The organism is Paenibacillus hemerocallicola, from assembly GCF_006265175.1.
Lineage (GTDB): Bacteria > Bacillota > Bacilli > Paenibacillales > NBRC-103111 > Paenibacillus_AB > Paenibacillus_AB hemerocallicola.
The window spans coordinates 1-25,398 of record NZ_VDCQ01000073.1; the positions used below are offsets into that span (position 1 = coordinate 1).

Here is a 25,398-nt window from a genome sequence, read left to right on the forward strand (position 1 = left end):
GACGGTTCTTCTTCAATGTCTACTTGACAGGGGCAACTTCAGCCCCATGCTGCCGGTCCTTTACAATCGCAAGAGGCGGATCCACTTTGGCGATCCCGCTTATTTGCCCGCTGTCGCAGCCGGCTCTATGTCCGGGGTTTTGACCGGGATTCGTTTGCGCATCGTGGCTGCTGCATCGGTATCCCGAATTCGCAGCGCGAATAGCAGCGCCACCGCCAGAAACGCGGCGGCTCCGAGCAATGCGGCCCGATATGCGCCGGCATTGGCCTGGACTGTGACTGCCGAGTCGGACGCGAACGTACCGAATGCTGCCAGCAGTCCGGCCAACACTGCGACTCCGATTGCGGAACCGAGCCGGTTCTGGACGGTGAACAAGGTCGAAGCCCGTCCCATCGAAGCCGGCGGAATGTTGACGAAGCAAGCGACTTGCACCGCTCCGACCGCATGTCCCAGAAATAAGCCGACGCCGAACAATAGCGATCGGATGTACCAAGGACTGCTTTCCTGTCCGACCATGCTCAACATAACGAAAATGAACGCGGCGCACAAGAGCGCTATCGCGATGAGTCGACGCGGGCCGATTCTCTGGTATGACCATGGCACGATTTGGGAGGCTACCATCAAGCCGAGCGCTTCCGGGAAGGTCGTCAGACCGGTCTCCAATGCCGACGCCTTCAAGACGTCTTGATACATGAGCGGAAAAACGTATAGCATGCCGAGCAATCCCGCTGCCGAACATAAAGAAATCAAGCCCATCGTCCGAAACAGCCGATCGCCCAGCAGACGCAGGTTCAGCATCGGTTCGCTTACCCGCAGTTCCGTGCGGACCAGCATCGTCAATAAGACCGCTCCGCATAGTCCGGTGCCGATAATTTCCGGCGAGCTCCATCCCCTGATCGCTCCTTGACTCAGCGCATACATAGCCATGGCAAAGCCCGGCGCGGACAACCAGAAGCCGAGCGCGTCAAACTTTCCGGCCTCGGGCTCGACATGCTCCTTCAAGTACGCCATTCCGAACAGCAAAGCCGCGATGCCTACGGGAAGATTGAAGTAAAATATCCATCGCCAAGATATCGCATCCACGATCACCCCGCCGACGATGGGACCGAGCGCCGGAGCTACGGCTATAGGCAGCACGAGTGTCCGTGAAAGTTTGGCCCTTTCCTGCGGCGCGAAAGTCCTGAACAACATCGCCATTCCGACCGGCGTAAGCAGACCGCCTCCGGCGCCTTGAATGACTCGGCAAACGGTAAGAGACGCTACGCTATCCGCTAGCCCGCACAGTGCCGAGGCCCCGGTAAAGATCCCGAGCGCGATCAAGAAAACGCGCTTCGTCCCCCACCTGTCTCCAAGCCACCCGGATAGCGGCAGGAACACGGCAAGGCTTACCAAGTACCCTATATTCAGCGTACCCATGGCGGAGGGTGGAACTTGAAGGTCGCTGCCGATCGTCCGCAACGCCACATTCACGATCGTAGCGTCCATGGCCGCCATAAACATGGCCGCCACGTACACGATGCATACGACTGCCTTCGGGTTCGGCCGAACCCTCATTTCCTCTCCCTTTCTGCCGCGGTGGCGGCGATCAGACTGTTCGGCCGCATGTCGTTCCAATGAGCATTGATATAATCGAGGCAGGACTGCCGGGTTTCCAGCCCGTAGAAAATGGTCCAGCCGGCCGGCACTTCCACGAAGGAAGGCCATATGGAATATTGTCCCTCGGCATTAATCAGCACATAATAGCTTCCATCCGAAATCTCAAAAGGATTTGCCATAGATGAATTCCCTCCCGTTGGGTGAATCGGCTCGTTTGCTCATTGCTTGCAGCTTGGCTGCCAGTACTTGCCCGATCTCGGATAAAGGCCCGGGCTGGCACAAGTCTTTATGCCTGCATTCCATATCAAGCCGCTCGATCCTTCCGTCGATATATGGAGTCCATGTTTCCGGCTCAATCGGGTCGAACCAATCCGGAATGACCGTCGATCTGAAAAAAAGGAGATCGCCGCGGAATCGTCCGGGCATGAACGCGCCCAATAGGCGTACGGAGTTTGCGTACGTTTCTTTTAAATTCAAAATCGTAGCTTCGTCGAGACTCGCCAATGCGCTGCCGTCGCGTCGGAGGATGTCTACGGCGCTGGAAAGCGTCAATGGCGCGTCGCCCATGCTGTCCGGATCGTATCCGCCCAATGCGAGCAATGCGATCAATGCCTCCCGCTCGTCGGGTCCGTCCCGCAAAGGCAGGAAATGGCTCGGATAAGCGTCAAGCATGACGAGAAGCGCGATTTCCTCGCCTTCCCGCTGCAGTTGTACCGCAATCGCGTGGGCGACGTTTCCTCCCAACGACCAGCCCAGCACATAATAAGGTCCTTCAGGCTGCACGCTGCGAATCTGTCCGATGTAATCTGCAGCCATCTCCTCAAGCGTAACGGGCAGATTGTCCCGCCGCGCGATGCCGCGAGCCTGCAAGCCGTATATCGGATAATCGGCGCCCAACGATTTCATCAGCCCCGCGTAACACCAGCTTAGCCCGCCGGCCGGATGCACGCAGAACAGCGGCGGCTTGCCGCCGGAAGGCCGCAGCGGCAGAAGAACGTCCAACGCGCTGTGGCTGGTACCCATCTCGAGCCTTTCGGCCAGCCCCGCGACAGTAGGAGCCTCGAATAAATTGCCGATACCGAGATCGACGCCCAAAGCGTCACGGATACCGCTCATCAATCTGACGGCCAACAAGGAATGTCCGCCCAGATCGAAAAATCCGTCGTCGATACCGACTCGCGGCACGCCGAGGATGTCGGCAAACAAGTCGCACAATATTTCCTCGCGCGGATTTCGCGGACCTCTCCCTTCCGCCGCCGAAGCAAAATCGGGAGCCGGCAGCGCCTTGCGGTCCAGCTTGCCGTTTGGCGTCAACGGAAGCTCGGTAAGCGCGACGATAGCAGACGGCACCATATATTCGGGCAAGCTGCCGGATGCATGCCTGCGCAGCTCCGCCGGATCGGGAACGGCTTGTGCGGCCGGGACCACGTAAGCCGCGAGCCGCTTGTCCCCCGGCCGGTCCTCTCGGACTACGACGGCGGCCTGGGAAACGTCGCCATGCCGCGTCAGCACGGCCTCGATCTCGCCAAGCTCGATACGGAACCCGCGGATCTTGATCTGATGGTCCGCGCGGCCGATATAGTCCAGCGAGCCGTCCGCCAGCCTTCTGGCGAGATCTCCCGTACGATACATCCTAGTCCCCGGCGGACCGAACGGGTCGGCGACGAAACGCTCCGCGGTCAGTCCGGGGCGACCGAGATAACCTCGCGCCAGGCCAGCGCCGGCTACGTACATTTCACCTACTACTCCCGACGGTGCCGGCTGCAAATAATCGTCCAGCACATAAATACGCAAGTCTGGTATTGCCCGGCCGATCAGACTGCCGCTCTTCAGACCGACCATCTGCCGATCGAGTGCGTGGTAGCTGACATGAACCGTCGTCTCGGTAATGCCGTACATGTTGATCAGCGTCGGAGCGTTGTCCGGATGCCGGTCGTACCAGTCGTCCAGACGGCTGAGCTCCAGCGCCTCCCCGCCGAATATGACGAATCGCAAACGCAACGAGCGGCCGACGTCGGGATGCTCCCGGTCCGCCTGCATCAGCTGGTAAAACGCCGACGGGGTCTGATTCAGTACCGTGACGCCCTCGTCTGCCATCAATTGCAAAAACCGTTCCGGAGATCGGCTGACGGCATGGGGCACGACTACGAGTCGTCCGCCATGCAGAAGCGGACCCCAAATTTCCCATACCGAGAAATCGAATGCATAGGAATGAAACAAAGTCCACACGTCGTCGGCGCCGAAACGGAACCATCGCTCGGTAGCCGAGAACAGCCGTACGACATTTTGATGAGGGACGACGACTCCTTTCGGTAGTCCGGTAGAACCGGACGTATAGATTACATAGGCAGCGTCGTGAGGGCAAAGGCTCCGAACTCTCTCGGTCTGGTCCGGATCGGTATCCGGATAACGCAGCAGCGTCTCCGCCATGTCCTGCTCGCCCAACACGACACGGGGAGCTTCGCAACCAACCGGCAGAACCGTGGCGGACAAAGAGCTCGTAATGACGCATGCGGGTCGGGTATCGGCCAGCATGAAAGCGATTCGTTCGGCCGGATAGTCCGGATCAAGCGGCACATATGCGGCACCCGCCTTGAGTACGGCCACCAGCGCGACGACCATGTCGAGCGACCTCGGCAGCGCCAGCGCCACGAACTGCCCCGGCCCTATGCCCTTCTCTATCAGCAATCGGGCCAGCCGGTTCGAGTGCGCGTTCAGCTCATCGTAGCGAAGCGATCGGCCTTCGCATGCAATGGCAATCGCATCGGGGCTGTCGATAACCTGTGCTTCGAACAACTCGGGCACAGTCGATTCCGGCCATGCCTCATCGCCCTCGTTCCATTCCGCAGCAATACGCTTCCGCTCCTCCGAACCGAGCACGTCCAACCGACCGATCGGTGCGTCCGGATCGGATGCAGCCGCATCCAGCAGCTTTAGCAGTCTCGCCGCAATCGACTCTACCGTATCGCGGTCGAACAGATCGGCGCTGTATTCCATCAAGCCTTCGATGCCGCCTGGGGCTCCATCGGCGGCGCGACGTTCGCGAAGCTCCAAGGTAAGGTCGAACTTTGAGGAGCCCACGCTGCTGATATGAAGAGCGGAATCGATTCCGGGCAGCTCCAGCTCGGGATCGGGCGTATTCTGGAAGGCAAGCATGACTTGGAATAACGGATGTCTGGCCCGCGAGCGTACCGGATTCAACACCTCGACCAGACGCTCGAAGGGCAGATCCTGATGCTCATAGGCATCGAGATCGGTCTTTCGGACCCTGCCGAGCAGCTCTTTGAAGCTCGGATCCCCTGACGTGTCGGTACGCAACACCAGCGTATTGACAAACAATCCGACAAGCTCGTCCAAAGCGTCGTCGCATCGTCCGGCGACCGGGCTCCCGATCGGGATGTCGGTACCGGCTCCGAGCCTCGTCAGCAAAGCGGCGAGACCGGCCTGCAGCACCATGAACAGACTCGTTTTGCTTTCCCGGGCAAGCGCCAGAAGACGGCTGTGCAGCTCCGGTTCGATCCGCACGTCCAGCGTTCCTCCGAGATGGCTCGACTCCGAGGGCCGCGGACGATCGGCAGGCAGCTCCAGCTGTTCCGGCAGCCCCCCCAATGTCCGGGTCCAATAGTCGAGCTGTTTGGCGATCAGGCTATCCGGATCGTTCTCGCTTCCCAGAAGCGCATGCTGCCAATGCGCATAGTCGGCATATTGAACCGGCAGCGGCGACCAGGTCGGAATACCGCCCTTGCTTCTGGCCGTATAGGCGGAGGCAAGATCGCGCGCAAGAGGATTCAGCGACCATCCATCCCCGATAATATGATGCAGCAGCACAAGCAGCACGTGCTCGTCCGGCCCATTCGAGAATAGCGTGAAACGAACGGCCGGTTCGGAAGCAAGATCGAAACAATAGCGCACGGCCGAGGCCAATTCCGAGCGGTAATCCGTTTCATTGCCGTCTACTGCAAGAAGCCCGGTTCGGACATCGGCCTCATTCAGAACGAGCTGTCGGGCCGTCCCCGACGATTTCGGAAATACGGTACGCAATGACTCGTGCCGGACGACTACATCGCGAATCGCCGCATCCAGCGCCCCACGGTCCAGCTTGCCGGTCAAACGCGCCACAAGCGGAATATTGTAAGTCGGGCTCGGTCCTTCCAAGCAATGCAGAAACCATAGCCGGCGCTGGGCAAAAGAAAGCGGAACCTCCTCCGTTCTCGCGACCGGTCGTACGGCCGGTCGCGCATGCTGCGCCTGATCTAGCCGTTTCGCCAAAGCGGCGACGGTGGGAGCGTCGAAAAGAGCGGCAATGCCCAGCTCGACGCCAAGAGCGTCTCGAATACGGATCATTAGTCGGCCGGCCAATAAGGAGTGACCGCCCAGCTCGAAAAAGCCGTCATCGATACCGACTTTGGGCAAGCCCAAAATGTCGGCGAACAAATCGCACAATATTTCTTCCTGCGGGGTCCTCGGTCCCCGGGCCGTATTTGCCGAAGCTTGGTCGGGTGCCGGAAGCGCCTTGCGGTCTATTTTACCGTTGGGAGTGAGCGGAAGAGCATCAAGCGATACGATAGCCGAGGGAACCATGTAGTCCGGCAGACTGGCTGCCGCATGTTGCCGCAGCTCGGACTGGCCCGGTACGGAATCGGCTGCAGGGACGATATAGGCGACGAGTCTTTTATCCCCGGGCTGATCTTCGCGGGCGACGACGGAAACCTGAGACACGCCGGGATGTCGGGCAAGCACGGCCTCGATTTCGCCCAGCTCGATCCGGAAACCGCGAATTTTGATCTGGTGATCGGCACGTCCCGCATAATCCAGCGAACCGTCCTCGAGCCATCGGGCCAAATCTCCGGTACGGTACATCCGCGAGCCCGGCGGCCCGAACGGATCGGCAACGAAACGCTCGGCCGTCAAATCCGGCCGTCCCATATAACCGCGGGCCAAACCCGCACCGGCGATATACAAATCGCCCACTACCCCGGACGGTACCGGCTGCATCCCGGCGTCCAATACATATACCTGCGTATTCCATATCGGACGGCCGATTGGCGGGACGCTCCCGTTCCTATCGAGAAGTGGCGCCAAAGTCGACCAGATCGTCGTCTCCGTCGGCCCGTACAAGTTCGTTACGCGGCAGCCGGCATCCTGAAGGGCGGATTTCAGCGCAACGGGGAGCGCCTCCCCCCCTACGAGCACGCGAAGGCCGCAGAGCATGTCCGGGACCGCTTCAACAAGCGCATGCCATAATGTCGGCGTAGCTTGCATGAACGTAATACCTTTGTCCGCGATTGTTTTCGCCAACGCCGGCGGGTCCTGTATCGTTTCTCTTTTGGCGATCACGATCGTTGCTCCCCGTATGAGCGGAAGAAACAGCTCCAGCACGGAAATGTCGAAAGCGATCGTCGTAACGGCCAGCAGCCGATCGTGCGGACCAAGCTCAAACTGCTCCTCCATCGCCGCCAGGAAATTGAGCAGGGCGTGGAACGGTATGACGACCCCTTTCGGTCTTCCGGTCGAACCGGATGTATAAATGACGTAAGCCGGGTGCAGTGTCGACAGAGCCGCTAGACGTTCGGCATCGGTCGGATTGGACATGGAGTAGTTCTCCAACTCGCCGACCACATCGGTCTCGTCTAAAATAATACGGGAGGCTACCCCGGTATCCGGCAAGTCCGGGGCCACGCGCATTGTCGTGATGATGCATACGGGCCGGGCATCCGCGAGCACGAGCGCGATCCGGTCCGCCGGATACTCCGGATCCAAAGGCAAATAGGCGGCACCGGCCTTATGTACCGCCAGCACTCCGACAACCATCTCCAAGGATCGTGGGAGGGCCAACGCCACGATCCGATCGGGTCCCGCTCCATTCGCTATGAGGTAGCGGGCAAGCCGGTTCGCTTTTCGGTTTAACTCGGCGTAACTTAGCGTCTCTCCTTCGCATACGACGGCAGTTGCATCCGGTGTGCGCGCCGCCTGTTCCTCGACCCACTCGGGAACGCTCGATCGGGTTGACGGACGTCCGGTCGAATTCCATTCGTTCGCGATCCGGTTCCGTTCTTCGGGCAGCAGCAGCTCGATCCGGCCGATCGGTTGGGCGGGAGCGGCCTTCGCGATCGTTTGGAGAAACCGGATAAATCTCATATGGTGGCTTGCGAGAGCATTTTCGCCATAAACGGCAGGATTCGCGTCCATATCGATACGCAGCCCGCTGCCGTCAGCCCTGTCGTATAGGTTGATGGACAGATCGTCGACCGGACCGGCCGATAAATTGCGCGTATAACCGCGCGATCCGGCAAAGCTCAAGCCGTAGTCGAACGGCATAATGTTGACTTGCGGTCCGAACAGTCTTCGGTTGTCGCCCACCAGCTTGAAATCCCGACGCATTTCCTCATGCCGGTAGCCCTGATGCCGCCGGATTTCGCGGATTTCGCGGACGATTTGTCCGACAAGCTCGGATAGGGTCATGTCCGGACGAACTTGCAGGCGCAGCGGCAGCAAATTCATCACCATGCCGGGAATCCGCAGCGATACCGAGCCGAGACGGCCCATCATCGGCACGCCCAGAATGATATCCTGCGCTCCCGTCAGACGGTGGACGTATGCGGCGGCCGCGGCAAGCACCAAATCCGGCCAGCCTCCACCGGCATCGCTCGCCGCCGATTGCAGCCGATCCGCTTCCGAGGGCGGCAAGTATTCGGTACGCCGAATAAAGCTTCTCGATGTCCGGGGCGCTCTATCGGCCAAGCTGACCGCGTCCGGTTCGTCGGCAAAACGCCCGAGCCAGTATAAACGATCGGCCTCCATCCGTTCCGATGACCGGTAAGCCGCATCCTCTTCCAGAATCCGGTGAAAGGAGCCGAACGCGCCTTCCGGCACCGTCTTCCCTTCGGTCAGCGCCGTATAAATGTTGGCCACCCGCTGTGCGATCAACGAGAACCCGAATCCGTCGATCGCGATATGATGAATGCGTTGATACCATACGTACGAGTCGGATGCCAGCTTGAACAGGGCTTCGGTGAAAAGCGGCCCCCGGCTCAAGTCGACAGGTCGGGTCAAGTCTTCCTTCATCCAAGCTTCCGCCGATGTCGACGGGTCCGTCTCTTCGCTGACATCGAACAAATGAAACGGCCAATCGGATGACGGCTCCACCATTTGCCAAGGTCCATCCTGATCCTCTCCGAAGCGGGCATGCAGCGATTCAGCCTCCATAACGGCTTGACGAACCGCCGATTCGAAATATAACTCATGAACGGATCCGCGGATTTCGATGCATTCCCCGGTGTTGTATATCGGACTTTCTTTGTCGAGCATATGGGCGAACCATATCCCGGATTGCGCCCCCGACAAAGGCCGGCGACCATCCTTACCGATTGTCATAAGGCTCCTCCTTTATAAAGCGAAATAGTCCGCGTTCGGCAGCACCAGCTGCTGGCGCAAGGACAACAGCTTCCACCAGTCCTTGAGCGTCGGGCGTTCCGCCAGCTCCACGAACGCCACCTCCGCTCCGAACCGGCGCCATCGTTCCACCAGGCTCATCAGCCTGACCGAGTCGAGACCTCTATCGATCAAATTGTCGCTTTCGCCGATAGTCGACGGCGCTTCTTGCAGCAGCTCCGCGACTTGTTCTCTAACCATGCGCTCCGTCAGCATGCCATTTGCCGAAACCGTGGCAGAATCATTCGCCTTTGTGGAGCTTTGGTCGAGCTCCTCGAGCAGACGCTGCGTAGGGATCGTGACCGCGCAACGCTCCGCCGCGTATTTCAACGCCATTTTATGATTGTCCAGCGAGAAATCGGCGACCGCATCGGCTACGAAAAACGGCTGCACGTCCAGCATGAAGGCGTCGCAAGCGGTAAGCAGGCAGCCGATGTGGGCGTACACCCCGCAAATGAGAAGCTGATCCCGTCCTTTCTCCTGCAAGTTGTCCAGCAGGTTCGTCTTGCGAAACGCGCTATATCGCCATTTCGTCAGCACGATATCGGCGTTCGCCGGGGTCAGCTCGCTTACGATTTGCTTCTGATAAGGTCCGTCGTTGATTCCCGGACCCCAGAAATCCTGCAGCAATGCACGCTGCTCAGGAGTTTGACCGCCAGGTTGGGCCGTGTAAACAACCGGTATGCCGAGCTCCGAGCAACGGTTATACAGCAACCGTATGTTCTCAATCAACTCCACGACAGGCGATTCGCCAGCCGTGAAAGGATCCAGGAAATACTGCTGCATGTCATGGATGAGCAGAACCGCGCGTTTCGGATCGGGCGTCCAAGCTACTTTATTTATCGGCAATTCGGATGCGCCAGGCATCGGATATGGCTTAATGGCGGGTATGGCCATTTTCATCCCTCGATTCTTGAATTTGATCTGCCTCTTTCGGGTTCCAATCAGACATGCCTGTTGGCAACGGCGGAGAGCTTTCCGGCGATCGCCTCCCGCAGCGCCTTTTTGCTCACTTTCCCTACTCCGGTTTGCGGAAACGAATCGACAAACTCCATTCGATCCGGTATTTTATAGGCCGCCAATCCGCGCTGCCGCAGAAACGATCTCAGTTCTCCGACCGTCGGGGGTGCCGTCCTCGCAATGATGAAAGCGCAAGCCCTCTCGCCGAGGTATTCGTCGGGCATGGATACGACGGCGGCATCGTGTACGGCTTCATGCGCAAGCAGGTGGTTCTCGACCTCCTCGGCCGCAACCTTATCCCCTCCGCGGTTGATCTGGTCTTTGGCACGCCCTTCTACGACCAAGTACCCGGCCGAATCGACCTTTACCAAATCTCCTGTCCGGTAAAAACCGTCGGTCGTAAACGCCTTGTCATTATGCTCGGCGGCCTTGTAATACCCTCTGATCGTATAAGGTCCGCGAGTCAATAAATGTCCTACTTCGCCCGGCCCGACATCGCGGTCTTCGTCGTCGACCACGCGGATTTCATCGTACGGAGACATAGGCCTGCCTTGGGTATGAAGAACAATCGACTCGTCATCGTCCAGTCGGGTGTAATTGACCAGCCCTTCCGCCATTCCGAATACTTGCTGCAGCGAGCAGCCGAGCGACGGGCGCACCCGACGGGCCGCCTCCTCGCCAAATTTCGCTCCTCCTACCTGCAGCACCTGAAGACTGGACAAGTCGTGACGGCGGGCAGGCGCCGCATCCATCCATATCATGGCGAGAGGCGGCACCAGGGCCGTAATCGTAACGCCTTCCCTCTCGATAAGCGGAAAAGCCTCGTCCGGACTCGGTCTCGGAGCGAGAACGACTTTCCCGCCGGCATACAACGTTCCTAGCGCACCGGGGGAACTGAGCGGAAAGTTATGGGCAACGGGGAGTGCGGCCATGTACACGCTAGCCGAATCCAGCTTGCAAATTTCCGCGCTGATCCGCAGGCTGTACATGTAGTCGTCGTGAGTTCTCGGAATCAGCTTGGGCAGCCCGGTGCTTCCGCCCGATAATTGCAGGAAGGCGACGTCATGCGACCTTACTTCCGGCAGGCTGCAAGGGGTGGAGCGCAGATCGCGCAACGCTGCGAATGCTCCCGGTTCCCCCAAGACAAGAACATGCCGCAATGACGGTACCTTTTGCCGAACCTGAGCAGCCAACTCCCTGTAGTCAAAGCCCGCGTGCATGTCCGGTATAATATAAGCTGACGCCTCCGCAAACTCGCAAAAATAGGAAATCTCGCTGCTGCGGTGCGACGGAAGCGCGAAAACCGGCAGTGCCCCAAGTCTGAACAATGCGAAAATGACCTCGAAAAATTCCGCTACATTGGGCAACTGCACGACGACGCGGTCCATTGGCTTAATTCCCAAGCCGAGCAACCCTGCCGCAAGAGTGTCGGCTCTGGAATCAAGCTCGCCGTAAGTCCAACGTCTCTCGCCGCAAATTACGGCGATACATCCCGGTCGTTCGGCAGCCTGTCTCCGGAGCATGGCTCCGAACGATTCTCCGCTCCAGCAACCCGTCTCCCGGTACAAGTCGGCAAATTCCTTGGGCCACGCGGGGCATCCGGACAACATGAATCATCCCTCCTCAGCTCTATTCCAAATTATCCGTGCTGGAGTCCAAGCGCGATCAGCATCGTGCGGAATTTCGCGGAAGTTTCCGCAAGCTCGGCCTCCGCACTCGATTCGGCGACAACTCCCGCTCCCGCAAACAATCTCAGAGAGCGGCCTTCCACCTCGGCGCACCGGATCGTAACGATCCATTCCCCGTCGCCGTTCGCATCGCACCACCCGACCATTCCCGTGTAAAAGCCGCGATCGAACGGTTCGATGTCATTGATGACCGCTCGGGCCATATGTGTCGGAGAGCCGCAAACCGCCGGGGTCGGATGAAGCGCGGCCGCCAGCTCCATCGAAGATATCGACGGATCGGCGAGCTCGCCGCTGACCAAGCTCGACAAATGCCACATTGTGGCCGTATGCACGAGCGACGGTTCCGGCGGAACGTCCAGCTTGACGCAGTAAGGTCGAAGCGCGGCTGCGACGGCATCCACGACAAGTGCATGTTCATGACGATCTTTGGCCGATCGAAGCAAATTGGCCGAACGTTGCCGATCTTCGACGGGATCGGCACTGCGCGGGCTAGAACCCGCCAGCGGATTCGACGAAATGTGCAGTCCTTTCCGCGAAACGAGCAGCTCCGGACTCGCCCCGATCATCGTTTTGCCGATGCGAGGCCGGGATACCGCATTCGGACCGCTCCCGTAATAAGGTCCGTCATTCGTATCGACGGCGAACGTATAGCCGTGAACGTTATGCCGGGCAAGACTGCGAAGCAGCTGATGGACATCGACCGAACTCGCCGAGGTTAGGTGAAGCGTTCTCGACAGAACCACTTTGTCCAATTCGCCCGCCTTCATTCGCGCTATTCCCCGCTCCACCCCTCTCGCGTATTGTTCCGGCTCCGGAACCGGCCGGATCACATAATCAGGGGATGTTGGAGCCCCAGCCGAAGCTTCGGGCGAATCGAACCGTTGGGGACTCCCCCATCGGATCGTATTTGGAACAATGAGGTGCGCCGGCTTGGCACGATCAAAAGGTATTGCGCCGACAACAACGGGTGTTCCGGACGCGGCGCGTCTTGCGTCGCCCATCAGATCGGCGATTCGCCCGGGCAATCGGCTCAGCTCGTCAGGTCCGCCCTGACTCGGTACAACGGCGTACGTGCCTTCAGCAAGCAGTGTCCGTTGCGGCGAAGACAGGAAGAAAGACGTACCGGCGCGGTAATCGTCAAGGAGCTGCGCGGCTGGCGTCGCAGGGATAACATCGTAGTGCATAATCTCCTCACTCCTTCGTATAGGTCATATTCCCAAAGTAGCTCCCCCGTCGACGCATAAATCGTGCATCGTAATATGGCTGGCCAGATCGGAAGCCAGGAAAATAACCGCTTCCGCGATGTCTGACGCCGCAGCGAGCTTACCGAGCGGAATGCCGAGCCGATATGAATCCGTATGACCGGCAATGATTGCCTCGGCGCCCTGCTCGTCCTTCCATAACGACCTCTGCATCTCGGTATCCGTCGAGCCCGGGGACACGATGTTGCAGCGGATACGGTAACGGGCAAGCTCCAATCCCATGCATTTGGTAAACATCGTCACAGCCGCTTTCGAGGCGGCATAAGCGGACATCTGCATTCGCGGTACGCCCGCCGCATTGGAGCCGACCGTTACGATCGATCCCTTCATTCGCGGCATCATGTGATTCATTACGGATCGGGATAGTCGGAATACGCCGGTGCAATTCACTTCGAACGTCGACGACCAATCCTCGTCGCTCAGCGAGGCTATCGGCCCCGTTCGCAATATGCCGGCTGCATGAACGAGAATTTCGATCGGTCCTATCTCCTTCTCGATCCGTTCCACAATCTCTTCGACGGAACTGCCGTCCCGCACATCCAGCCGGAACGCTGCGGCACGGCCACCCTCCGCGAGAATGTCGTTTACGACTGCGTCCAGTCGTTCGGCATTGCTGTCCACGGCAGCCACATGAGCGCCATATTGCGCCATAGCGCGGGCGATCGCTTCCCCGATGCCTTGGGCGGCCCCCGTCACCAACGCGACTTTGCCCTTAATTCCCAGATGATTCATCTCTTCGCCTCCCGCGAACTGTTACATCGACAACGCAAACCTCGCGGCCCGGCTGACCAATGCCGGCAATACCGATACGTGTCCCTCTCCTTCGAATGATTTGAATTGAAGCCTTAGCCCCCGGTCGGCAAGCCCGGACAGCCGCTCCGCAAGCTCCTTGGCGTTATCGTATATTCCGCTTTTATGGCTTTTCTCCAATTCCCCTATCGCGACCATAAGCCCGATTTTCCCGAAGTCCACATCGGACCGTGCGGTGAAATTCCGTTCGGCTTCCAGCAAATTCCGCTTGTTCCAATGAATCGACGGACTGCCGGCAATGTACGATTGGAATAACCCGGGTTGCGTGAAGAGCACTTGCAATACAAACAGTCCGCCTAAGGAATGGCCAAATATCGTCTGCCTGCCGCGGTCGATCGTATATTCCCTTTCGATTTCGGGCTTTACCGTTTCTTCGATGAAAGCGAGAAACGATTCCGCCCCGCCTTGCTCCGGCCACGCGGCCCCGTTCGGTCTCGCGGGCGCCTCTGTGACCGCCGAAGGCATCGTAAAATCGTAATAGCGGGCAGAGGCGAACGGAGCTTCCGTCAGATAGCCGATGCCGACGATAACGGCCGGCACGACTCCCGTTTTCTCGGGTCTGCCGCCTTGTACCCGCACCGTTTCCTCCATTGTTCCGAATACGGAGTTGGCATCGAGCAAATAAATGACCGGATACCCCGATGGCGGCGGTTCCGCAGCCGGCTTGGCCACCATGATCCGATATTCGCGTTTGCCATCCCGCGAGCACATGATCTTCTCTACCGTCCGGGGAATCATCACCCCCCGGCGTTCCTCGCTCCGGTTCAAGACTGCGGCTCGTTCATTCCGAATGAGATCCACTGCTGCGCTTCCTCCTCATGTAAACGTCTATGCGACATTTAATTGATAATGATTATCAGTATTGATTATAAGTCACGCTATCCATCCCGACCATGGACGATATCCTGAAATCCATTTTGACAATATCCAGAAACGTACGGATGCAAGCAAAAAAACCTCCCTTACCATAATCGGTAGGGAGGCTCTAACCTTTACTGCCAATCCGAATCAATAAGCATAGACGGCTTGTCGTTCCCCGTCCAGCAGCTTTAACAAGTCATCAACCATGCGTTCGCAGGCGTGTGCCGAATATTCCCGCCATGGGTCGGAGGAGATTACATAGACATGATTTCTGCGGACCGCTTTCAGGTCCCGCCACGCAGGTGAGGCCTGCAGCCATCGCCAATGGTTCAACGATTCCGACTCCTGGCATACGTTGAGCAAAATCCGGTCGGCGTCGAATTCGGCGAATTGCTCCAATGCAACCGCTTGATTGTACACGGACGGGTTGTACCCTTTCGGACGGTTCAGCTTCAAATCCTCATATAACACGTCTCTCATGCCCCGGGTAGGGCAGACGTAATAGCTTTGCTTGTAAATGCTCAAGACCAGAACAGTATCGTTCCTCCATTCGCGTTCAATTCGTTCCCGGGCAAACTTTGTGTTCCGGTCGTAGTAACGAAGCCAGGAATCCGCTTCCAGCGGGACTCCGACGATTTGCGCCGTCAGCCTCAATTGCTCCCTCCAATCGTTGTTCTCCCCTTGAATATAAAATACGGGGAATTGTTCCTCCAGCCTCTTCTTCTCGTCCGGATGCAAAATATCGCCGCATATGACCATGTCCGGTTGAGCCTGGGCAAGCGCTTCGATATTCGATTCCCAATCGCGGTTGAACCGGTAGGCGCTCAGATGCAGCGGAATATCCGACCGATACGCTTTATAATAGTAGGCCGTCCATTTCGGGTGGAGCGGCGCCGCGTACGGTATCATTTTGAGCGCCAGCAAATGGCCCAATACGGGCGACGTATAGGCCGCGATTTTCCGTTTACGGTTTTTCATATAGACGGTTGGCGAAACCCCGACCTCTTTCTTGAACTTTCGGCTGAAATAAAACTCGTCGTGATAGCCGACCTGATGGGCGACATCCCGCAATCGGGCGTCCGATCGGAACATGAACTGCTTGGCACGTTCGACTCTCACTTCCGTTACATAATCGATGGCGCTTATACCGTATGTCTTCTTGAACAAATCGACATAGTACTTCGGGCTGATTCCCGCCATGCGGGCCAATTGCTCGATCGTCAAGCTCTCGTTATAGCACGTATCGATATAAGCCTTCGTCCGGTCCAGCGCGGATCGGGAATCTGCGTCGGGCAACGGTCTGATGTGCTTCATCAACCAATACAGCAGCTCCTGGAATGCGGACTGTCCGCGAAATCGTTCCAAGGCGTGCTCGCTGCGTGAATAGCCATACATCGCTTCGCAGAGTCCTGACGTATGCGTTTCCGCATATATCGGGATTTCGCCGTTCAGCGGGAACGCTTCGATCGGCTCGTCGTCCCTGTAAACGTCAAACTTGATTATGTACAATTCCAATTCTGCAGCCGCTTCCGGCGATACGCCCATCGTTTGCCCCGGCAACGCGATGAATACGGCCTCTTGCCTCAACCGGCTCTCGCGAATATCCGCTGTCAATAGGCCTGCCCCGGATTTTACGACGATCAGGGCATGCGATTCGATGAGCTGCTGCTCCATCTTGCCGTCCCGAAGCATGTCGACGCTTCGAAGCTTAAACCAAAGGTCGTCCAAAAAAGCGGGCACAGGTTTATCCTGAAGCGTTTGGGACAAAGTAAACACCTCGCTTTTTATGAAAATGATAATCATTATCATATCAAAGTTAGCACATTGCGCGAACGACGGTCAAGCGGAAACCGTCATTTCGCGAAATAAGCCAACCCGGGTGAAGGTCAGCTTGATGACGAACTATTCGACTAGGCTTCATGATCGGGTTTCTTCGGGTTTTCCAGCTCCATCAGCTCGAACAGCTCGCGATAAAGCTGGAGCAGCTCGGCTTCCTTCTCCAGAATGAACCTGGACAGCCCTTCGATCTTTAACCCGGTCATTTCGTCCGTTTCCCGATTGCCGGCGATACGCTTGTCTCCGAACGCCAGCCTCGGCGAAGGGCGGCAGCCGAACGATTCGATTACCCATTCGTCCGCCTCTTGCCGTCCGTACCGGCTGTACTTTTCCATATAGCTTTCGAAAATGGCGTTTACGATTTGACGGCGTTCCCAGCTGAGTATCCCCATAGCGTCCTTGGCCCGCGAAGCGGCGATCATGATCTGGAAATCGTTCAGCCTTCCGCGGATCGCCTCCACCCGGTCCATTTCCTCGGCGAAAATGGGATAAATGTTCTGAAACAGCTCTGCTTCCCGAATCATGTCTTCTTCCGTTATGATACGCTGGTTCACTATAATTCTTCCTTTCCTCCGGTTGTAGGAGCCTTCTCCTGCGGGAATCGGATACTCCGCATCTTATAGATTTCGTACTTGCCCCCTTATTTGTGTTCTTATCCGCGAACAACTCCTCTCCGGCAAACGCCAAAAAGCACATCCCCGTCCGTAGACGGGCTGTGCTCTCCGACTGATACGTTTAAATGGCCAAGCCCCCGAACGGTTGTCCGTCAGCGGGGAGCCGCTCTTATCGATATGATGAATCTAAGCCTAAATTCCAATTCAATGCCGGTACTATGCAAAGTTAGCACTTTTACTATTGTTCCCTGTTCATTAAACTGTTAGGAAGAGGTGACGATCTATGGTTAGATCCGCAATGGCTTATCTCTCTCTTGCGCTTTTTATCGTTACGTCCGTGACGCTCGTCTATAGTTTTCTGTTTCCATTCGAGGCCGGACACCCGCTGCAAGGGAGTTGGTTTTTCCTTATAATGATTACGAGCCCCATTGGTCTGCTGCTCGCCTTGACGGGGCTTCCCAAAGAACCCAAAAAAGCGCCGATGGTCGTAGTATGGGCTTCGATCGGCCACGGGCTGCTGATGTTATTTCTGGTGTTGTACATGACTTTGGGATATTTGATATTCGGAGTTTGAACACGAATCAAGCTCGACCTTCTGCTCCGTTCCCGTAACGTGGGATCGGTATGCCGCTTCTACGACCGCCAAGACGGATTGCCCGTATTCGCCGGAAATCGGCAGCTCGCTCCCGTATTCCAATGCGTCCAGGAGAACCTTCCATTGTTCCGTGAACGGATCCGCCTTCTTGGCGACCGAGATCGGTTCGTAGCTGCCCCCCTTGCTCATCAGCAGCTCTGCACGCTGACGGATGCGCAGGCTGCCTTTCGTGAACAGAAGCTCCGTCTCGTTGGCCGGGGCTCCGGTATAACCGCATACGGAAAGATGAACCGGAACTCCACCCGTTGTTTCCATGAACAAGGATCCGCTGCCTTCCACGTCTCCTTGTTCCCCATAATGCGACAATATCGCTTTCACTTTGGCGATGCGGCTCCCCGTCAACCATTGAATCCGATCGATGGAATGACTCCCCAAATTAATGATGACTCCGCCCCCCGATTTCTCTTTGTCGAGAAACCATCCCGGTCTGCTCTCTCTGAAATACCCGCCGTACCGCCGATCGTTAATCATGACCAGCTCGCCGAGCTCGCCGGACGATAATATCTCTTTCGCCGCGACGTGCTCCGCAAAAAACTGCTGCATATGTCCGACGGCAAGCAATACGCCGTTCCGTTTGGCGGCTTCGTTAATCTCCTTGCATTCTTGGACATTCAACGCCATCGGCTTCTCCAGCAATACGTGGCAGCCTTGCTCGGCGCACCAGATTGCCGTAGATTTATGCAAATAATGCGGCAAATTGATAATGACGATATCCGGCTTTTCATTTAGCACCATTTCGCGATAATCCGTATACGCTTTAGCTCCAAACTCGGCCGCCAAATCCTCCGCTCTCGATTCCATAAGATCGACGATCGCCGTTAAGCGGCTTCGTTCCGATTGTCGTATCGCTTCCAAATGAACATTTACAATTTGACCTGCGCCGATCACGGCGACCGAATACGATTTCCCCATGTATGCTCTCTCCCTTTCACGATATGATGTCTCTCTCATCTCTTCCCCGATTCGGGTCGGCCTGCACCGGCCGGAGCCTCGGCAAGGCGTCGCAATATCGGTTCGCCGGTTCTTCCGGTTTTCTCAGCATTCTGATTCATTATAATACAAAAAATCATCAATATGATTCATTAAATTGAATCGACGAGTAAAACTATCGACTTATTGATCGATATTTTATCTATATTATTATATACCATCAATTTTTCGCAGCTGTCAATGACGTTATATGAATCAGATTGTTATCCTAATTAATATATAAAAATCAGAACTCTTGAAAAATTTCGTCAGCCCTCCAAAAAAACAACCGAAGTTTTTCGTCAACTGCCGGCTATTCGCGTATGTCGAGCCGCAATGCGGCGGACGTTCGGACTCGAGGAACCGGCACCGTTTCCGGGTAGCCGATATGCAGAACGCCGACGACCTTCTCCCCGGCGCGCACGCCAGCCGCTTCCCGGAAAGCGGGAGCGTATATGTACGTATTCGTTTTCCATACGACTCCGATCCCGCGCTCCCATGCCGCCAGCTGGAAATTTTGAATCCAGCAGCATACGGCTCCGTAATCCTCGTCCCATTGCTTTTGTCGCGGGTCCTCCTTCATGACTACGATCAGATGGAGAGGAGTCCGACCGTAGTCGTATAACCTTTGTTCGGCATACTTCTCCTTTTCTTCGGCGCTCATGGCACCCATTACCGCTTCCGCGAAAGCGGAACGAGCAGCGCCCCGGTACAGAATGTATCTCCAGGGCTCTCTGCTTCCATGAGTCGGAGCCCAATTCGCGATATCGAGAAGCTCCATCAGCAGCTCATGCGAAACGGGATCGCTCCTGAAACTCCTCACGGTTCTCCTATTGCGGATAAGCTCGGCGATCGGATAGCTCGGATAACTTTGTTCCTCGTGCATCACTTTCACTCCCCCGGCCATATGCGTATAGGGATTTGCTCTTCCGGTACAAACACGGTTTGAGCATCTCCCTTATCGGGCATTTCGTCTGGAATACAGCAAATAAATGAAAAACGGCGCTCCTACTGCGGATGTGAATACGCCCGCAGGTACATCCATAGGCAAGAACAATACTCTTCCGGCCAAATCGGCCAACACGACAACGATGGCTCCAAGCAAGACGGCGACGGGCAAAATGACGCGAAAATTCGCACCTGCCAGCTTGCGGGCCATATGAGGCGCGATCAAACCGACGAATCCGATCCCGCCCGCGACGGAGACGGCCGAAGCGGCCAACGCCACGCTGATCAGCAGCAGCAGCAGACGGTTGCGTTCGACATGACTCCCCGCGCCTGTCGCAACCTCGTCGCCGAGCTGAAGCACATTGATCTGCCTCGCCAACATAAACGCCCAAGGCAGAAGCAGCGCCGTCCATGGGAGCAAAGTAAGGACATGCTCCCAGTTCGCTCCGTATACCGACCCCGTCAGCCAGAAATAAGCTTGGCTAGCCTCGTTTCTCGGATTAAACAGCAGCAGCATCGTCGTCATGCCCGACATGAGCGCCGATACCCCGACACCGACAAGCACAAGCCTCATCGGAGTCACGCCTCTTTTCCACGCCAACGCGTACAGCAAGCCCGCGACGATGATTCCACCTAGCATCGCGGCAGCTGGCAGCAGTCTGATCGTTACAGTCCCCAGCAAATAGTTCATAAAAGCGATAGCCGCAACCGACGCCCCTCCGGTTACGCCCAAAATATCGGGCGATGCGAGCGGATTGCGGATCATCCCTTGAAGTATCGCTCCCGCCGCGGCGAGCGACGCCCCGGCGAGCAGGGCTACAGCGACTCGGGGCAATCGCAGCTTGCGAATCACTAGCGTATAGTCATCCCCGCCGATTCCGATAACGCCGCGCACGACGTTGACCGGAGATATGCGCATCTCCCCCAAGCCGATACTGACGATAGACGTCAACAGACATCCGATCAACAGCATCAAAACGATCGCCGCCGGTTTGTAGCGGATAGACAATAACGCCCGTACGTTTCGAGCATGAAAGGACATTAACCGGTTCATCATTTGCCTATCCCCTTCCGCGCGATATAGATGTAGAACGGGGCACCTACGACAGCGGTCATGACTCCGACGGGGATTTCCTCCGGCACCATTACGAATCTGGCAGCCAAATCAGCAATGATGAGCAGGATCGCTCCGAGTAAGGCGGAATACGGAATAACCCAGCGGTTGTCGACACCGGTGATAAACCTCGCTATATGCGGAATTACGATGCCGATAAAGCCGATCGGTCCGGCTACGGATACCGAACCTCCAGCCAGCACGATGATGAGAATGCCAATGGCTATTTTGACGAAAGCGATCCTTTGTCCCATTCCTTTGGCCGTCTCTTCGCCCATCATGAGCAGGTTCATATCTTTTGCCAACAAGACAGCCGCGATCCAGCCGGCCAGCATGAATGGCAACACGGCAATAAGCAGATCCGGAGAACGTCCGGCGATCGAACCGGTCAGCCAAAACAATACCGTATTGAGTCCCTGCTTGTTAAGGACGAGCAGCGTTTGGGTAAAAGACGAGAATAGGGCGGTAATCGCCGATCCGGCCAAAATGATTTTCAGCGGTGTCAGCCCGTCCCGGCCGACCGCCCCGAGAGCGTACACCAACACCGCTCCGACCGATGCGCCCAGAAACGAAACCGATAGCAGCGGATACAGCCCGTCCACGGAGAAAACCAACGCCGCCGCGACCAGAAAAAAGGTCGCGGAAGCGTTGATTCCGAGGACGCTGGGAGCAGCCAACGGATTCCGGGTCATTGCCTGCATAAGAGCGCCGGCGACGGCCAGGCTGGCACCTACTGCGGCGGCAATAAGCGCCCTCGGCACCCGGGTCGTCCGAATGATGATTTGCTCCGGTATGGCTTCGTTATATTGAAACATCGCCTGCCAGGCTGTCCCCCAGCTATAGTTTGTTGCCCCGAGCATGATGCTTGCCGCCAGGCAAAGCAGAAGCATCGCGGCGGACGCCGCCAAGCCTGCCGTTTTGAAACCGTTAGCGCGCAACTTGAATCGATTCATGTCCGAACTCTCCCGTTCCAGCCGCCGTGGCGCTATTCCAGACCAAAGTAGCGGAACATGTCATTCAACATCGCTTTGGCAGCAAGCGGTCCGGCTCCGAAATTCCACGTGATCGGATCGGCTTTGATCACTTTTCCGTTTTTAACCGCATTCAAGCTTTTCCATAACGGGTGCGAGGTCCACTCCTCTTGCAGCTTCGGCACGTTTTCCTGTCCCGGCAGCGGGGTCGTGATATCGAAGATGTAATCCGCATCGAATTGCGGAATATGCTCCTTGGACGTAATGTCGAGACCCGATCCGGAGAATGTCACCTGCTGCGCCTTCGGTATGCCCAGCCCGAGTTCCCGCATGAACAAGCCCGGAAAGCCTTTCAAATATACTTTGACGCTATTGTCCCGCTGTACCCGAATGACCGACACGGTCGTCGTCTCCAGCTTCGTCCCCATCTTCTTCTTGAAATCCGCTACGCGGGAATTCCACTCTTTCATAATGCTCTCAGCCTGCTCCTGCTTGCCGAGCGCTTCGCCGGCGAGACGCAAATTATCTTTCCAATCAGCCAAATCTTCGGTAACGACGGTTGGCGCGATTGCCTCCAGCTGCGGCACGATTTTCTCGTGACGGGTTTTGGTGGCGATGATCAGATCCGGCTTGAGGGCGATAATCGCTTCAAGATTCGGCTGCCCTTCATCCCCCAAGCTTTTCACTCCGCTCATGTCTCCCAAATACTTGAACCACGGCTTCTGGTCCGTCGACTCGACCGCCCCGACGGGTTTCACGCCCAGCGCCACGCCTACGTCGTTCATGCTTTGAAATAAATAGACGACCCGCTCCGGCGTTTTTTTCAGCGTCGCCGTACCCATGGCGTGTTTGATCGTTCTCTCCGCCTGGGCGCCCTTGCTTCCGCTCGAATCCTTGTTCGGACTGGAGCTCTCCTTGGATCCCCCCGTTTCCTTCGAAACGGTTGCCGCTCCGGAGGCTCCGCTTCCACCGGCTGGACCAGCCGAACCGCAGCCTGCCATGATCAGCAGGGTTAGCGCAAATAACAATAGGATACTGATGTGTTTCATAGTTGTCGTCCCCTTCGATTGATATTGAGAATCTTTATCAATTATAAGGACGAGCAGCCAAACTTGTACATACAGCATTGTATCCGGATTTCATACACAATTTTGCAAACCGCTGCAGACGAATGTATGGTATACTTACTGAGAATGATTATCACACATGGGTCATCTTATCCAAACGAAAGGGAGCCGGTCTTATGACCCGATTGAACGCCAACGAACGAATCATGCTGTTGTTGACTTCGATCCATATACGGCAGTTGGCGAAAGGCAGGACGAAGCGGGCGCGGAACGTCCCGGTGCCCTTGCTGTGCTATATGCTGAAGGGCACCGGGACGCTGCGGATCGATCATACACTATTTCGGCCAAAACCCGATCAACTGTTCTTCATCGCGCCGGGCACTGTGCTGGAAGCGACGTCGGATTCCGAAGATGCCGAATATTTCCTGCTCGCGCTCGAAGGCGTGGCGTTTGACGCGCAGCTCGGGCAATCACCGGCCCGGATAGATTATGACAAGGCCTATCTTCCGCTTGCACCGGGCAAAATCGAGCTGAATCATACGTCTCCCGTGCCGGAAAAGCTATTCAAGCTCCTTGAATCGTACCGGAAATTGACGAGCTCGGGCTTCTTGCTGAATGTCCGCTTCCAAGAGCTGCTTCATTGCATCGTTTCAGGGCTGAACGGTAATGCCGAGCATGCAGAACCCGATGACGGAATCGAGAGGAGCATCACTTATATTCATGGCCGCTATATGGATAAAATCAAGCTGGAGACGTTGTCGCGCATCGCCGGCTTCACGCCTACCTCTTATTCCCGCGAATTCAAGAAGCTGAAAGGATTGTCTCCGTTCGAATACTTAAATGATTTCCGGATTGCCCAGGCGAAGCAAATGCTCGGGGAACGCAACCGTTCGGTCAAGGACGTAGCCGCCTCCAGCGGCTTCGCGAACGAGTTTTACTTCAGCCGCATGTTCAAGCGGGAGACCGGCGTCCCTCCTACTCTGTACATGAAGCGCAAGCATACGAAAGTGGCTGTCGCTTCCTGCATGCGCGTTCAGGACAACCTGCATTCGCTCGGGCTGGAATCCGTCTTCGCGACAAATTGCCACCGCAGTAAAATGATCGGCGTCGAGGACCACCGGCGTCTTGTGGCAGAGCGGATCGAGCAGCTTCGCCAGGCGGAGCCCGATCTAATACTGTGCGATCAGCATCATTTGCCCTATGTGGAGCAATTGAAGCAAATAGCGCCTACCGTAACGTTTGAACTGGTCGCCGACTGGCGTGCGGTCCATATGCGGATTGCCGAAGTCGTCGGCAGGGAGAATGAAGCGGAGCGAGATATAAAACGGATGAACGCTGCGATCGAGCAAGAAGGCAATCGGATTAGGCGTCGCTTCGGCCAGGAGACCGTAACGGTAATGAAGCTCGCCCATAAGCTGATACGCGTACAGGGAACCGTTCGCCATCCGCTCAATTTGCTGCTATACTCGGAGCTTGGTTTAAGACCCGGAGCATGCGTTCCCGCCTACGACGCGATAGTGGAGTTTGCGCTTGACAAGTTCCCGGATATGGGAACCGATCATCTGTTTATTCAGCATTCGATCGATCCCGGTGACGATCGGTTGTTCCGGCCGATCCGGCAGGCTCCGCAATGGCATTCGACCCGGGCCGTCAGCAGCGGTTGTACTTACTCCGTCCCGAATTGGGTTGCCATGAGCTGGTCGCCGCACGGGCGGATGCAAATAATCCGTGAACTGCTCGGAGACGCGACGGGTTTCCCGCTCGTGCAATGTTGAACAGATTCTGAAGGGTTCGGAACGGGGTGACGGGCCAGCGATTCGAATGGGATGGCAGAACGCTCTGAAGCGCGACGCCCGGCTGGGACGTTTAAAACGTCGAGCCGGGCGTCGCCCGCCGCAGCTGAAGGTTCGATATCGCTCTTCAAAAACTACGGCCATTATGGGAATGCGATATTACTCGTAACATTCGGGACAATGAACTACAAGTCAACGATTTTAATATTCCGAAATTCGATATAGCCGCCATGGTCCTGCAGTCCGATATGCCCTTTGCGCGGCCGGTCCCGCCAGGCGTACTTGTATTTATTGTCGGTTCCGTCCGGATTTTTGCCGGCCGCAGTCCATTGATCGATATCGGCTTCGACTACGACTATACCGTTTAGGCTGAGCCGAATTTGATTGCGCTCGCATCGAATCTCGATTTGGTTCCATTCCCCCGCTTGCCGAACAGCGTTAGAGGAAGGCGCTACGAGATCGTACAAGGCGCCCGAGCTGTTTTTGAGCATCGTGTCCTGATCGTGCGTATCCAAAATTTGCATTTCCAGTCCGGTATTCACCGGATCCGCCAGGTCGGTCCATCTGAAAAAAACGCCGCTGTTCGTTTTGGAAGCCGCCTTGTATTCCAATTGAAAAATAAAGTTCTCAAATTGATCGACGGTATGCAAATATCCGTTGCTTTCCCCTTTGCACACAAGGTTTCCATCTTGCACGAGCCAGCCTTCGGGGTACTTGGTAGCGACCCAGCCTTCGAGCGTTTTCCCGTCGAACAAGAGCCGAATCCCTTTTTGCGTTTCTTCTTCCGTCAGAGCGTTGATCATTTCGATTCCTCCCGCTAATA

18 protein-coding genes are annotated in these 25,398 nt (G+C 56.6%); 2 read left to right on the forward strand and 16 right to left on the reverse strand.

The features are described from left to right. Positions 1-99: 99 nt before the first annotated feature. The 10 genes from FE784_RS34030 to FE784_RS34075 form a co-directional block, all read right to left on the reverse strand. Positions 100-1,554, reverse strand: coding sequence for an MDR family MFS transporter (locus FE784_RS34030; RefSeq protein ID WP_139606711.1), 1,455 nt, complete (start codon positions 1,552-1,554; stop codon positions 100-102). Next, positions 1,551-1,775 carry an MbtH family protein gene (locus tag FE784_RS34035; RefSeq protein ID WP_139606712.1) on the reverse strand — a complete coding sequence of 75 codons (225 nt, stop codon included), beginning with the start codon at positions 1,773-1,775 and terminating at the stop codon, positions 1,551-1,553. Before FE784_RS34035 ends, FE784_RS34030 begins: the two co-directional genes overlap by 4 nt. After that, positions 1,759-8,970 carry an amino acid adenylation domain-containing protein gene (locus FE784_RS34040; protein ID WP_139606713.1) on the reverse strand — a complete coding sequence of 2,404 codons (7,212 nt, stop codon included), beginning with the start codon at positions 8,968-8,970 and terminating at the stop codon, positions 1,759-1,761. The genes FE784_RS34035 and FE784_RS34040 overlap by 17 nt, the downstream gene beginning before the upstream one ends. A gap of 12 nt (positions 8,971-8,982) precedes the next feature. Beyond that, on the reverse strand, positions 8,983-9,924 hold the full coding sequence (locus FE784_RS34045; protein WP_139606714.1) for an isochorismatase: 942 nt from the start codon (positions 9,922-9,924) through the stop codon (positions 8,983-8,985). A gap of 47 nt (positions 9,925-9,971) precedes the next feature. Beyond that, positions 9,972-11,597 (reverse strand): (2,3-dihydroxybenzoyl)adenylate synthase, encoded by a 1,626-nt coding sequence (locus FE784_RS34050; protein WP_139606715.1) that lies wholly within the window; start codon positions 11,595-11,597, stop codon positions 9,972-9,974. 29 nt (positions 11,598-11,626) lie between these two features. Beyond that, positions 11,627-12,862, reverse strand: a complete 1,236-nt coding sequence (dhbC, locus tag FE784_RS34055; RefSeq protein ID WP_218103861.1) for an isochorismate synthase DhbC — start codon at positions 12,860-12,862, stop codon at positions 11,627-11,629. Positions 12,863-12,883: 21 nt separating this feature from the next. Further along, positions 12,884-13,669 (reverse strand): 2,3-dihydro-2,3-dihydroxybenzoate dehydrogenase, encoded by a 786-nt coding sequence (locus FE784_RS34060; RefSeq protein ID WP_139606717.1) that lies wholly within the window; start codon positions 13,667-13,669, stop codon positions 12,884-12,886. 21 nt (positions 13,670-13,690) lie between these two features. Then, entirely contained in the window at positions 13,691-14,485 is a 795-nt protein-coding gene (locus tag FE784_RS34065) for an alpha/beta hydrolase (RefSeq protein WP_176706714.1), read from the reverse strand. 270 nt (positions 14,486-14,755) lie between these two features. Next, entirely contained in the window at positions 14,756-16,384 is a 1,629-nt protein-coding gene (locus FE784_RS34070) for an ABC transporter substrate-binding protein (protein WP_425465583.1), read from the reverse strand. A 134-nt stretch (positions 16,385-16,518) separates the two neighbouring features. Next, positions 16,519-16,998: a hypothetical protein gene (locus tag FE784_RS34075; protein WP_139606719.1), complete on the reverse strand. Its 480-nt coding sequence runs from the start codon at positions 16,996-16,998 to the stop codon at positions 16,519-16,521. Positions 16,999-17,341: 343 nt separating this feature from the next. Here FE784_RS34075 and FE784_RS34080 point away from each other — a divergent pair, with 343 nt between their 5' ends. Next, positions 17,342-17,632 (forward strand): hypothetical protein, encoded by a 291-nt coding sequence (locus FE784_RS34080; protein ID WP_246132313.1) that lies wholly within the window; start codon positions 17,342-17,344, stop codon positions 17,630-17,632. Here FE784_RS34080 and FE784_RS34085 read toward each other — a convergent pair. From FE784_RS34085 to FE784_RS34105, 5 genes are all read right to left on the reverse strand, one after another. Beyond that, on the reverse strand, positions 17,582-18,625 hold the full coding sequence (locus FE784_RS34085) for a Gfo/Idh/MocA family protein (protein WP_139606720.1): 1,044 nt from the start codon (positions 18,623-18,625) through the stop codon (positions 17,582-17,584). The two genes, FE784_RS34080 and FE784_RS34085, sit on opposite strands and share 51 nt — an antisense overlap. 370 nt (positions 18,626-18,995) lie before the next feature. Further along, positions 18,996-19,568: a nitroreductase family protein gene (locus FE784_RS34090; RefSeq protein ID WP_139606721.1), complete on the reverse strand. Its 573-nt coding sequence runs from the start codon at positions 19,566-19,568 to the stop codon at positions 18,996-18,998. Positions 19,569-19,640: 72 nt separating this feature from the next. Then, the gene (locus FE784_RS34095; RefSeq protein WP_139606737.1) at positions 19,641-20,684 is read right to left on the reverse strand and encodes a FecCD family ABC transporter permease; all 1,044 of its coding nucleotides are present in this window, start codon (positions 20,682-20,684) and stop codon (positions 19,641-19,643) included. After that, positions 20,684-21,697 (reverse strand): FecCD family ABC transporter permease, encoded by a 1,014-nt coding sequence (locus FE784_RS34100; RefSeq protein ID WP_425465582.1) that lies wholly within the window; start codon positions 21,695-21,697, stop codon positions 20,684-20,686. Before FE784_RS34100 ends, FE784_RS34095 begins: the two co-directional genes overlap by 1 nt. A 32-nt stretch (positions 21,698-21,729) precedes the next feature. Further along, positions 21,730-22,764 (reverse strand): ABC transporter substrate-binding protein, encoded by a 1,035-nt coding sequence (locus FE784_RS34105; RefSeq protein WP_176706711.1) that lies wholly within the window; start codon positions 22,762-22,764, stop codon positions 21,730-21,732. A gap of 194 nt (positions 22,765-22,958) precedes the next feature. Between FE784_RS34105 and FE784_RS34110 the strand changes: the two genes are divergently transcribed. Further along, positions 22,959-24,557, forward strand: a complete 1,599-nt coding sequence (locus tag FE784_RS34110; RefSeq protein WP_176706712.1) for an AraC family transcriptional regulator — start codon at positions 22,959-22,961, stop codon at positions 24,555-24,557. Positions 24,558-24,760: 203 nt separating this feature from the next. Here FE784_RS34110 and FE784_RS34115 read toward each other — a convergent pair whose 3' ends face one another. Further along, positions 24,761-25,378, reverse strand: coding sequence for a 3-keto-disaccharide hydrolase (locus tag FE784_RS34115; RefSeq protein ID WP_139606724.1), 618 nt, complete (start codon positions 25,376-25,378; stop codon positions 24,761-24,763). Between the last annotated feature and the right edge of the window lie 20 nt (positions 25,379-25,398).

What these genes read in the sequence shown, in the direction of transcription:
- FE784_RS34080 (WP_246132313.1), top strand. Translation starts at nt 17,342, where the DNA reads ATGGTTAGATCCGCAATGGCTTATCTCTCTCTTGCGCTTTTTATCGTT.
- FE784_RS34105 (WP_176706711.1), bottom strand. Translation starts at nt 22,764, where the DNA reads ATGAAACACATCAGTATCCTATTGTTATTTGCGCTAACCCTGCTGATC.
- FE784_RS34065 (WP_176706714.1), bottom strand. Translation starts at nt 14,485, where the DNA reads ATGATTCCCCGGACGGTAGAGAAGATCATGTGCTCGCGGGATGGCAAA.
- FE784_RS34100 (WP_425465582.1), bottom strand. Translation starts at nt 21,697, where the DNA reads ATGAATCGATTCAAGTTGCGCGCTAACGGTTTCAAAACGGCAGGCTTG.
- FE784_RS34035 (WP_139606712.1), bottom strand. Translation starts at nt 1,775, where the DNA reads ATGGCAAATCCTTTTGAGATTTCGGATGGAAGCTATTATGTGCTGATT.
- FE784_RS34090 (WP_139606721.1), bottom strand. Translation starts at nt 19,568, where the DNA reads ATGCACGAGGAACAAAGTTATCCGAGCTATCCGATCGCCGAGCTTATC.
- FE784_RS34040 (WP_139606713.1), bottom strand. Translation starts at nt 8,970, where the DNA reads ATGACAATCGGTAAGGATGGTCGCCGGCCTTTGTCGGGGGCGCAATCC.
- FE784_RS34115 (WP_139606724.1), bottom strand. Translation starts at nt 25,378, where the DNA reads ATGATCAACGCTCTGACGGAAGAAGAAACGCAAAAAGGGATTCGGCTC.
- FE784_RS34110 (WP_176706712.1), top strand. Translation starts at nt 22,959, where the DNA reads ATGACCCGATTGAACGCCAACGAACGAATCATGCTGTTGTTGACTTCG.
- FE784_RS34095 (WP_139606737.1), bottom strand. Translation starts at nt 20,684, where the DNA reads ATGAACCGGTTAATGTCCTTTCATGCTCGAAACGTACGGGCGTTATTG.
- FE784_RS34050 (WP_139606715.1), bottom strand. Translation starts at nt 11,597, where the DNA reads ATGTTGTCCGGATGCCCCGCGTGGCCCAAGGAATTTGCCGACTTGTAC.
- FE784_RS34085 (WP_139606720.1), bottom strand. Translation starts at nt 18,625, where the DNA reads ATGGGGAAATCGTATTCGGTCGCCGTGATCGGCGCAGGTCAAATTGTA.
- FE784_RS34060 (WP_139606717.1), bottom strand. Translation starts at nt 13,669, where the DNA reads ATGAATCATCTGGGAATTAAGGGCAAAGTCGCGTTGGTGACGGGGGCC.
- FE784_RS34045 (WP_139606714.1), bottom strand. Translation starts at nt 9,924, where the DNA reads ATGGCCATACCCGCCATTAAGCCATATCCGATGCCTGGCGCATCCGAA.
- FE784_RS34030 (WP_139606711.1), bottom strand. Translation starts at nt 1,554, where the DNA reads ATGAGGGTTCGGCCGAACCCGAAGGCAGTCGTATGCATCGTGTACGTG.